This is a genomic window from Pseudomonas sp. 57B-090624, from assembly GCF_003234055.1.
GTDB lineage: Bacteria > Pseudomonadota > Gammaproteobacteria > Pseudomonadales > Pseudomonadaceae > Metapseudomonas > Metapseudomonas tohonis.
Map to the genome: position 1 here is coordinate 1 of NZ_QKRU01000126.1, position 9,785 is coordinate 9,785.

A 9,785-nucleotide genomic window follows, 5' to 3' on the forward strand; every position below is an offset into this window, starting at 1 on the left:
GATTCGGCGCGACCCCGCCCCCCGTGGCCGCGGTCGCGCCGAATCCGATTCCCGCGCCGCCGGCGTTGACGCCCACCGCCCAGGCCACCCATGCCGCAGCGGCCTCGGCGCCTGCTGCCGCGCCTGCTCCTGCCGGTGAGGATGGCGCGCTGCTCGACGCCTTCCTGCGCGGCGCCGGCCTCGGCCAGCTACGCATCGACCGCGCCGAAGCCGCCGCGCAGATGGAAGCCATCGGCCGCAGCTACCGCCTGATGGTGGAGGGGCTGGTGGATGTGCTGCGCGCGCGCTCCAGCCTCAAGGGCGAGTTCCGCATGGCGCAGACCATGATCCGCCCGGTGGAGAACAACCCGCTGAAGTTCGCCCCCAACGTCGACGAGGCGCTGCTGCTTCTGTTGCGCCATGGCAACGCCGCCTTCATGCCGCCGGACCAGGCCGTGGGCGAGAGCTTCGACGACCTCAAGGCCCACCAGCTGGCGGTGATGGCCGGCGTGCAGGCGGCCATCAAGCACATTCTCAAACGCTTCGAGCCTTCGGTGCTGGAAGCGCGGCTGAGCAAGCCCTCGGGGCTCTCGGCCTTGCTGCCGGGCTCCCGGCAGTCGCAGTACTGGGAGCTGTTCACCGACCTCTACGCGAGCATCTCGCGGGAGGCCGAAGACGACTTCCAGGATCTTTTCGGGCGCGAGTTCAGCCGCGCCTACGAGGAGCACAGCGCCAGGCTTCGCGGGCACTGACCCGGCAGCCCACTGGGTGCCCGGTAGCCGGCCCCGCGTAACAACAGCAGTCATTGAGGACGAATCGAAATGCCAAGGATTCTACTGGTAGCCGTGGTGGCGCTCCTGAGCGCATGCGCTTCCGAGCCCCCGCCGCCGCCCCCGCCCACCGTCGTGCAGCTGCACATCGAGGCGTCCAGCGACGTCAACCCGGGCCCGGGCGGGCAGGGCGCGCCGGTGCGCGTGCGGGTCTTCGAACTCAAGAGCGCCACCGCCTTCAACCGTGCCGACTACTTCTCCCTGGTCGAGCAGACGCAGACCACCCTGTCCACCGACCTGGTCGCCCAGGACGAGTTGCTGGTCAAGCCCGGCGACAAGCAGATGCAGGAGCGCAAGCTCGATGACGCCACTCGCCAGTTCGGCATCGTCGTCGGCTACCGCGAACTCGACAGCGCGGTCTGGCGCGACGTGATCACCGTGCCCCTGAACCAGACCAGCGCCTACAGCGTGAAGTTCGGCGCCCATGCCATCAGCGTCTCGCCGGCCCCCGTCGCCGAGCCGGCCAAATAGAAACGGAGAGTTCGTCCATGTCCTGGAACAACCGAGTGGTGTGGTCTGAGGGAATGTTCCTGCGTCCGCAGCACTTCCAGCAGCACGACCGCTACCTGGAGTCCCTGGTGGAAGGCCGCTGCCGCTCGCTGCAGGCCGGCGGCTGGGGTTTCTCCGAGCTGAAGATCGACGAGGCCCTGCTCACCCAGGGCAAGGTGGCCATCGTCTCGGCCCGTGGCGTGCTGCCCGATGGCACCCCCTTCGACATCCCCGGCGACGATGTGGCCCCGGTGCCGCTGGAGGTCGAGGACGGCCTGCGCGACGGCATCATCTACCTGGCCCTGCCGCTCAAGCGCGCCGGCGCCCGCGACACGGTGGAGGAGGGCGAGGCCCTCGGTGGCGCGCGCTACCAGAGCGCGGTGCGCGAAGTGCGTGACGACAACGCCCCCTTCGAGAGCCGCGCCCCCGTGTCCATCGGCGGGCGCGCCCTGCGCCTGCTCACCGCCCGTGACGGCCTCGGCGAATACGCCGCCGTCGGCGTGGTGCGGGTGGTGGAAAAACGTGCCGACCGCTCCCTGGCCCTGGACGAGGGCTACATCCCGCCGCTGCTGGACGTCGCCGCCTCGCAACCCCTGGCGGCCTTCCGCAGCGAGCTGCTGGGCCTGCTGCACCAGCGTGGCGAGGCCCTGGCCGGCCGCGTGGTCGCCTCCGGTGCCGGTGGCGCCTCGGAGATCGCCGACTTCCTCCTGCTGCAACTGGTCAACCGCGCCGAGCCCCTGGTCTCGCACCTGGCCAGCATCACCCCGCTGCACCCGGAATGGTTCTACCGCGAGGCGGTGAGCCTGGCCGGCGAGTTTTCCACCTTCTCCGCCAGCGGCCGTCGCCCGGCGGAGTTCCCGGCCTACGAGCACGACGACCTGGCCACCACCTTCGCCCCGGTGATGCTCGCCCTGCGCCAGGCCCTGTCGATGGTCATCGACAGCCGCGCCGTGCCCATCCCCATCGTCGAGAAGGCCTACGGCGTGCACGTGGCGATGCTGGCGGACAAGAGCCTGCTGGACAACTCGGCGTTCATCCTCGTGGTGCGCGCCGACGTGCCCGGCGAAGCCCTGCGCTCGCGCTTCCCGCAGCAGGCCAAGATCGGCTCCGTGGAGCACATCCGCGACCTGGTCAACCTGCAGCTGCCGGGCATCGCGCTGCTGCCGATGCCGGTGGCGCCACGGCAGATCCCCTACCACGCGGGCAGCACCTACTTCGAACTCGACCGTGGCAGCGACCACTGGAAGCAACTGGTGCATTCCGGCGGCTTCGCCTTCCACATCGCTGGCCAGTTCCCTGGCCTGAACCTGGCCTTCTGGGCCATCCGGAGTTAATTCGCGATGCATCCAATCGACGATCCCTTCGGCGGCCCGCCCGCCGGTGGTGGCAGCGGCGGCAACGGCAACAACGACCGCACCATGATCATGCCGCGCCCCGGTGGCCGTGCCCCGGACCCGGCCGCGCCGCGCTACGACGCGCCCACGCCGCCGCCCGCGGGCCCTGCGCCCACCGGCCCGATGCTCACCGCACGCGGCCAGGGCCTCAATCCCCTGGAAGCCGCCGCCGGCCCGATGCTGGCGTTGCTCACCCGCCTGCGCAACACCATCGCCCACCCGATGCCCGCCAGCCTGCGGGCGCAGCTGCTGGGCTACCTGCGCCAGTTCGAGGAAAAGGCCCGCGCCGCCGGCATCGCCCAGGACGAGGTCATGCTCAGCCGCTACGTGCTCTGCACCGCGCTGGACGAAGCCGTGCTCAGCACCCCCTGGGGCAGCGGCAGCGACTGGAGCAAGCAGAGCCTGCTGATCACCCTGCACAACGAGGCCTGGGGTGGCGAGAAGGTCTTCCAGCTGCTCGACCATTGCCTGCAGAACCCGCGCCAGCGCCTCAACCTGCTGGAGCTCCTGTACCTGTGCATCAGCCTCGGGTTCGAAGGCCGCTACCGGGTGATGAACGACGGCCGCAGCCAGCTCGAAGCGCTGCGCGAACGTGTCGCCGGGACCATCCGCAGCACCCACGGCGAGATCGAGCGCGAGCTGTCGCCGCACTGGCGCGGCCTGGTGGTGGCGCGTGATCGCCTGCGCCAGTTCCTGCCGCCCTGGGTGGCCGTGGCCATCGGTGCCGCGCTGCTCCTGGCGCTGCTGTTCGGCATGCGCCTGAAGCTGGCCGCCGAGGCCGAGCCCGTGTTCAAGAACCTGCATGCCCTGGGCGACGTCCCGGTGCAGACCATCGACCGCCCGCCGCAGCAGCCGAAGATCGTCGAGCGCCCGCGCCTGGCCGGCTTCCTCGCCGAGGAGATCCGCCAGCAGAAGGTGGCGGTGGAAGACGCCGTCGACCGCTCGGTGGTGACCATCCGTGGCGACCAGCTGTTCGCCTCCGGCAGCGCCACCATCGCCGACGACTTCCAGCCGCTGCTGCTGCGCATCGCCGAGGCCATCCGCAAGGTGAAGGGCAATGTGCTGGTCACCGGCCACAGCGACAACCGGCCCATCGCCACGCTGCGCTACCCGTCCAACTGGAAGCTGTCCCAGGACCGCGCCCAGCAGGTGATGGACGTGCTCGCGGCCAAGAGCGGCCAGCCCGAGCGCTTCCGCGCCGAGGGCCGCAGCGACACCGAGCCGGTCGCATCCAATGACACCGCCGACGGCCGTTCGCGCAACCGTCGGGTGGAGATCACAGTCTTTGCGGAGGGCGTCGAGTGAAGGCGTTTTTCAGTTTCCTCGCCCGCTGGGTGATACCGGTGCTGGGCCTGATCGCCCTCAGCCTGGTGATCTGGTTCGTCGGCCCGCTGATCGCCATCGGCGACGTCGAGCCCCTGGCCTCGGCCACCGTGCGCTGGGTGCTCATCGGCCTGCTGTTCGCCGTGTGGATCGGCTGGCGCGTGCTGCGCATCATCCAGGCGCGGCGCAACGCCGCCAAGGTGATGCAGGGCCTGGTGGCCGTGGCCCCCGATGCCGCCAGCGTGGCCACCAGCGAAGAGCTGGCCACCCTCAAGCAGCGCATGGACGAGGCCCTGGTCCTGCTCAAGCGCGCCAAGCTCGGCGGCAACGAGCGGCGCAACCTCTATGAGCTGCCCTGGTACGTGATCATCGGCCCGCCGGGTTCGGGCAAGACCACCGCGCTGGTCAACTCCGGCCTCAACTTCCCCCTCGCCGAGCAGATGGGCAGCGGCGCCATCCGTGGCGTCGGCGGCACCCGCAACTGCGACTGGTGGTTCACCGACGAGGCCGTGCTGCTCGACACCGCCGGCCGCTACACCACCCAGGACAGCCACGCCCAGGTGGACAAGGCCGCCTGGCTGGGCTTCCTCGATTTGCTGAAGAACCAGCGCAAGCGCCGACCCATCGACGGCGCCTTCGTGGCCATCAGCCTGTCCGACCTGCTGCTGGGCAGCGAGACCGAGCGCGCCGCCCATGCCCGCGCCATCCGCGCCCGGGTGCAGGAGCTCTACGCCCAGCTCGGCGTGCGCTTCCCCATCTACGTGATGCTCACCAAGCTCGATCTGGTGCCGGGCTTCATGGAGTTCTTCGACTCGCTGAGCAAGGAAGACCGCGCCCAGGTCTGGGGCATGACCTTCGCCCTCGACGACGGCAAGAGCGCCGAGGGCCCGCTGTCGGTGTTCGGCAACGAGTTCGCCCTGCTCGAACAGCGCCTCAACGAGCGCCTGGTGGAGCGCCTGCAGCAGGAACGCGACCCCGCGCGGCGCGACCTGATCTACGGCTTCCCGCAGCAGTTCGCGGCGCTGCGCGATGCGCTGTCGAGCTTCCTCGACGGCGTGTTCAAGCCCAACCCCTATGAAGAGCGCGCGCTGCTGCGTGGCGTCTACTTCACCAGCGGCACCCAGGAAGGCAGCCCCATCGACCGCCTGATCGGCGCCATGGCGCAGAGCATGAACCTGGACCGCCAGCACCTGGCCCGCCAGACCGGCACCGGGCGCAGCTACTTCATCGAGCGCCTGTTCCGCGAAGTGGCCTTCGGCGAGCGCGGCCTGGTGGGCGCCAACCCCAAGGTCGAGCGCCAGCGCAAATGGATGGCCCGTGGCGTGCTCGCCGCCACCGCGATCCTGGTCCTGGGCATCGCCGCCATCTGGTTCGCCAGCTTCAGCGCCAACCGCAGCTACATCGCCGCCGTCGATGGCCGGGTCAAGCCGCTGCACGGTGAGCTGCAGGCCCTGAGCCCGGCGCAGCGCGACGTGCTGGCGGTGCTGCCGCTGCTCAATGCCATCCGCAACGTGTCCGGCGATGCGCCGAGCTGGGCGGAGGGCTACGGCCTCTACCAGGGCGACATGCTCGGTGCCGAAGGCGCCAGCGTGTACCGCAAGCTGCTGATCGCGGTGATGGCCCCCCGGGTCATGGCGCGTATCGAGGAGCAGCTGCGCAGCGGCGGCTCCTCGGACTTCCTCTACGAGGGCCTGAAGGCCTACCTGATGCTCGCCGACCCGGAACACTACGACGGCGACTTCATCAAGGCCTGGGTGGCGCTGGACTGGGACCGCAGCCTGCCGCGCGACCTGGTGCCCGAGCAGCGCCAGGCGCTCAACGAGCACCTGGCCGCGCTCTACGACCGCGCGCCGCCGGCCGTGCGCCTGGACGACAACCTGGTGCAGGACACCCGTCGCCAGCTGCAGCAGCTGTCCATCGCCCAGCGCGTGTACGACCGCGTCAAGCGCCAGAAGCTGCCCCAGGGCCTGCCGGACTTCCGCATCAGCGAAGCCGCCGGCCGTGATGCCGCCCTGGTGTTCTCGCGCAAGAGCGGCAAGGCGCTGAACGACCCGCTGTCGGGCTTCTTCACCCAGCGCGGCTACCGCGAAGTGTTCATGGTCTCCAGCCTGAGCCAGTCCGGCACCCTGGCCGAGGAGCAATGGGTGCTCGGCCGCACCATGGACGACACCCAGGACGCCGCCAGCCTGGCCCTGGAAGTGCGCCAGATGTACTTCCAGGACTACCTGCGCCAATGGGATGCGCTGCTGGCCGACATCGACTTCGTCGCCATCACCAGCACCGCCCAGGCCGCCGACGTGCTGCGCGTGCTGTCCGGCCCGCAGTCGCCGCTGAAGAAGCTGCTCGAAGCCGTGGCCAAGGAGACCGACCTGCAGAAGGAAGAGCGCCTGGCCGCCGAGAAACTCAAGGGCACCAGCGACACCGTCGGCAAGCTCAAGGATCGCCTCGGCTCCCTGGTGGGGCAGGGCGACGACGCCCCGCAACAGCAGCAGGCGCCGAGCGAGGACCCGATCACCGCGCACTTCGCCGAGCTCAACAGCCTGGTGGCCAAGAACGACAACGAACCGGCGGCCATCGACGGCCTGCTGGCGGACATGAACGCCCTCTACGTGCAGATCAGCGCCATGAGCGGTGCCAGTGGCGACGCCCTGCTGGGCGAGGCGAAGAACCAGGCCCAGGCCGCCGCCCAGCGCGTCAGCCTCGGTGCCGAACGCCAGCCGCCGCTGGTCCAGGGGCTGGTCAAGTCCGTGGTCAGCGCCACCACCAGCACCATGATGGGCGGCATCCGCAACCAGCTGAACGCCGCCTGGACGGCCGAAGTGGTCAACGTCTACCGCCAGTCCCTGGCCGGGCGCTACCCGCTGGACCGCAACAGCACCCGCGACGCCACCCTGGACGACTTCGGCGCCTTCTTCGGCGTCGGCGGGGTGATGGACAGCTACTTCCGCAAGTACCTGCAGCCCTACGTCGACACCTCCGCCACCACCTGGCGCTGGCAGCCGGGGGCGGCGGAGAAGCTCGGCATCGGCTCCGGCGTGCTCGGCACCTTCCAGCGTGCCGCGCAGATCCGCGACGCCTTCTTCCGCTCCGGCAACACCACGCCCATGGTGCGCTTCGAGCTGAAGGCGGTGGCCATGGACGCCGCCATCGACCAGTTCCAGCTCGACCTGGACGGCCAGCAGTTCAGCTACGACCACGGCCCTAGCCGGCCGGTGGCCATGCAGTGGCCAAGCCCCAACAGCCTGGGCGTGGTGCGCCTGACCATCTCGCCGCCGTCATCCAGCGGCCGTTCGGGCATCACCATGGAAGGCCCCTGGGCCTGGTTCCGCCTGCTCGACCAGTCGGACCTCACCCAGGGCAACGCGCCGGACCGCTTCACCCTGCGCATGCGCGTGGACAACGTCAGCATCTCCAGCGAGCTGCGCGCCAGCAGTGCCTTCAACCCGTTCCGCAGCCGTGTGGTCACAGGCTTCGGCCTGCCGGAGCGCCTATGACGACGGCGGGCTTCTACGGCAAGCTCGCCAGCCGTGGCGACTTCATCCATCGCGGCCTGCCCCCGGCCTTCATCGAGGCCTGGGACCAGTGGCTGGCCGCCGGCATGGCACAGAGCCAGGCCGAGCTGGGCGGCGCCTGGCTGGACGCCTACCTGGTGAGCCCCCTGTGGCGCTTCGCGATCGCCCCGAACCTGTTGGGGAGCGAGGCCGTGGCCGGCGTGGTGATGCCCAGCATCGACCGTGTCGGCCGTTATTTCCCGCTGACCATCGCGGTGCTGCTGGATGAGCGCAGCAACCTCGGCGCCGTGGTCGGTGGCGCCGATGACTGGTTCGATCGCGCCGAGGCGCTGCTGCTCTCCACCCTGGAGCCGGAGGCCGATTTCGACGCCTTCGAGGCCGGGGTGCAGGGGCTGGGCTCGCCGCTGGTGAGCCCGCGCCACGACGCGCGTCTCAGCGAGGTCGGCGCATTGCGTTACGCGGTGCAGGGCAGCGAGTCGCGACAGGCGGTACTGGCGCAGATCGCCAGCGACGGCTGCAGTTTCTGGTGGGGGCGTGGTTCAGAGCGTGTCGCGGCCGAGCTGGTGAGATTCCAGGGCTTGCCGCCGACGCGGTTTTTCAGCCGCTTCCTGGTGGGCGAGGGCGCCGTCGAGCAGCCCGCCGGCATCGGGCAGATCGATTTCGGGAGCCTGTGATGCCACTGCCTCCGGTTGCGCAATACCGATCGGCCAGCCACAGCCACGTCGGCATGGTCCGCCAGGTCAACGAAGACGCCTGCCTCGATGCCGGCGACTACGGGCTCTGGGTGGTCGCCGACGGCATGGGCGGCCATGCCGCCGGTGACTACGTCAGCAACCTGATCGTCGATACCCTTCGCGGCGTGCAGTACGGCGACGGGCTCGATGCCTATGTCGACGCCCTGCGCGCGGCGCTGATACACGTCAACACCCTGGTGCGCGCGGAAACCCGCCAGCGCGGGGTGAGCACCATGGGCAGCACGGTCGTCGTGCTGGCGGCGCGGGGCAGCGAGGGGACCTGCCTGTGGGCCGGCGACAGCCGCCTGTACCGCCTGCGCGAGGGCAAGCTGGAACCCATCAGCCGCGACCACAGCTACGTGCAGGAGCTGGTGGACAGCCACCTGCTCAGCGAGGCCGAGGCCAAGGTGCACCCGATGGCCAACATCGTCACCCGCGCGGTGGGGGTGCAGGACGATCTGGAACTGGAAGAAACGAGGTTCGTGGTGCTGCCCGGCGACAGCTTCCTGCTGTGCAGCGACGGTCTGAACAAGACCGCGGAGGACCACGAGCTGTGTGAGGTACTGGGCCACGAGGACCCCTATCAGGTGGTCCGCAGCCTGGTGCATCTGGGCTTGACCCGGGGCGCGCCGGACAACATCACGGCGGTAGTCGTCAAAGCATCCTGAAAAAGAAAAAAAGACCAGCATGGACATAGAAATTCCGGGGTATGAAATCGAACGCGAGCTGGGCGACGGCGCGATGGCCGTGGTCTACCTGGCCACCCAGCGTTCGCTGGAGCGCAAGGTCGCGTTGAAGGTGATGGCCGCGGCGCTGGCCGCCGACGCCAGCTTCTGCGAACGCTTCCTGCGCGAGGGCAAGACCCTGGCGCGGCTGTCGCATCCGCACACCGTCACCATCCACGACATCGGCAACGTCGGCAGCCTGTACTACATGGCCATGGAGTACCTGCCCAACGGCACGCTGAAGGAGCGCATCAGCGCCGGCCTCAGCCCCGAGCAGGGCCTGGTGTGGCTGCGCCAGATCGCCTCCGCGCTGGGCTACGCCCATGCCCAGGGCCTGGTGCATCGCGACGTCAAGCCGGCCAACATCCTGTTCCGCGCCGACGGTGGCGCGGTGCTCTCGGACTTCGGCATCGCCAAGGCGCTGGACGACCGCACCCAGTTCACCCAGGCCGGCTTCGCCGTCGGCACCCCCAGCTACATGAGCCCCGAGCAGGCGCGCGGCCTGGAGATCGACGGCCGCGCCGACCTCTACGCTCTGGGCGTGGTGCTCTACGAAATCCTCACCGGCAAGCTGCCCTACGTCGGCTCGGACTCGCTGTCCACCGCCCTGGCGCACCTCACAGAGCCGCTGCCGGAGCTGCCCATCGCCCAGGGCCGCTACCAGGAGATCCTCACCCGCCTGCTGGCCAAGGACCCCAAGGACCGCTACCCGGATGCCGCCGCGCTGATCGCGGCCCTCGACCGCCTGCCGAGCCTGCCCACGGCGGCCCCGGCCGACGACGATGGCGCCACCCAGTTC

The 9,785-nt window shown here is 69.8% G+C and carries 8 protein-coding genes; all 8 read left to right on the top strand.

Annotation, left to right across the window (positions count from 1 at the left end):
* A partial coding sequence (tagH, locus tag DMX10_RS31115) for a type VI secretion system-associated FHA domain protein TagH (protein WP_111264718.1) occupies positions 1-731 on the top strand: 731 nt, incomplete at its 5' end.
* A gap of 69 nt (positions 732-800) precedes the next feature.
* Positions 801-1,280: a type VI secretion system lipoprotein TssJ gene (gene tssJ, locus DMX10_RS31120; protein ID WP_111264719.1), complete on the top strand. Its 480-nt coding sequence runs from the start codon at positions 801-803 to the stop codon at positions 1,278-1,280.
* A gap of 17 nt (positions 1,281-1,297) precedes the next feature.
* A complete protein-coding gene (tssK, locus tag DMX10_RS31125) occupies positions 1,298-2,632 on the top strand; it encodes a type VI secretion system baseplate subunit TssK (RefSeq protein ID WP_111264720.1) in 1,335 nt (444 codons plus the stop codon).
* Positions 2,633-2,638: 6 nt separating this feature from the next.
* Positions 2,639-3,997, top strand: coding sequence for a DotU family type VI secretion system protein (locus tag DMX10_RS31130; RefSeq protein ID WP_111264721.1), 1,359 nt, complete (start codon positions 2,639-2,641; stop codon positions 3,995-3,997).
* Positions 3,994-7,509 (top strand): type VI secretion system membrane subunit TssM, encoded by a 3,516-nt coding sequence (gene tssM / locus DMX10_RS31135; protein WP_111264722.1) that lies wholly within the window; start codon positions 3,994-3,996, stop codon positions 7,507-7,509. The genes DMX10_RS31130 and tssM overlap by 4 nt, the downstream gene beginning before the upstream one ends.
* Entirely contained in the window at positions 7,506-8,201 is a 696-nt protein-coding gene (tagF, locus tag DMX10_RS31140; protein WP_111264723.1) for a type VI secretion system-associated protein TagF, read from the top strand. Before tssM ends, tagF begins: the two co-directional genes overlap by 4 nt.
* Positions 8,201-8,929 carry a PP2C family serine/threonine-protein phosphatase gene (locus tag DMX10_RS31145; RefSeq protein WP_111264724.1) on the top strand — a complete coding sequence of 243 codons (729 nt, stop codon included), beginning with the start codon at positions 8,201-8,203 and terminating at the stop codon, positions 8,927-8,929. The genes tagF and DMX10_RS31145 overlap by 1 nt, the downstream gene beginning before the upstream one ends.
* A 19-nt stretch (positions 8,930-8,948) precedes the next feature.
* The coding region (locus tag DMX10_RS31150) for a serine/threonine-protein kinase (RefSeq protein WP_146603098.1) at positions 8,949-9,785 on the top strand (837 nt) is incomplete at its 3' end.

What these genes read in the sequence shown, in the direction of transcription:
- tagF (WP_111264723.1), top strand. Translation starts at nt 7,506, where the DNA reads ATGACGACGGCGGGCTTCTACGGCAAGCTCGCCAGCCGTGGCGACTTC.
- DMX10_RS31145 (WP_111264724.1), top strand. Translation starts at nt 8,201, where the DNA reads ATGCCACTGCCTCCGGTTGCGCAATACCGATCGGCCAGCCACAGCCAC.
- tssK (WP_111264720.1), top strand. Translation starts at nt 1,298, where the DNA reads ATGTCCTGGAACAACCGAGTGGTGTGGTCTGAGGGAATGTTCCTGCGT.
- DMX10_RS31130 (WP_111264721.1), top strand. Translation starts at nt 2,639, where the DNA reads ATGCATCCAATCGACGATCCCTTCGGCGGCCCGCCCGCCGGTGGTGGC.
- tssJ (WP_111264719.1), top strand. Translation starts at nt 801, where the DNA reads ATGCCAAGGATTCTACTGGTAGCCGTGGTGGCGCTCCTGAGCGCATGC.